This is a genomic window from Marseilla massiliensis (genome assembly GCF_016899955.1).
In the GTDB taxonomy this organism is placed as follows: domain Bacteria; phylum Bacteroidota; class Bacteroidia; order Bacteroidales; family Bacteroidaceae; genus Prevotella; species Prevotella intestinigallinarum.
The window spans coordinates 1-333 of the sequence record NZ_JACJJL010000116.1 but is presented as its reverse complement, the minus strand read 5'-3'; the positions used below and the strand labels follow the sequence as shown (position 1 = coordinate 333).

Genomic DNA, 333 nt, shown 5'->3' with positions numbered 1-333 from the left:
ATTGACACCGAACTGAGGCGGCTCCAGGCCGACGGCCGTTTGCTTACTCCTGAGTTTGTTGCGGCAAACAATGCAGTAGGTGAGGCCTTCAGGCGGATGTATAAGGTGCGTTGCACGTATGCAGTGGAGCATCCCGGCCTCGTGGGGCTTTATTTCCTGCACGAGGCTGCGGACGCCAAGCTTGCCGATACGGCTTTGGTTGGCAAGGCCGTGGCGGAGATTTATGCCAAGCGCTATCCTGCGGCTTACTCCACGAGGTGGCTTCAGGGTTGGCTCGCGGGGTGCAACACCAAGGTTGGAGGCGACTATTTCGACTTCACGGCCCCCGATTTG

General features: G+C 58.9%; 1 protein-coding gene. It reads left to right on the top strand.

The genetic code is table 11. The features are described 5' to 3' along the window. Positions 1-333 (top strand): hypothetical protein (locus tag H6B30_RS16175; RefSeq protein WP_205112257.1); only part of this gene is annotated, 333 nt, incomplete at both ends.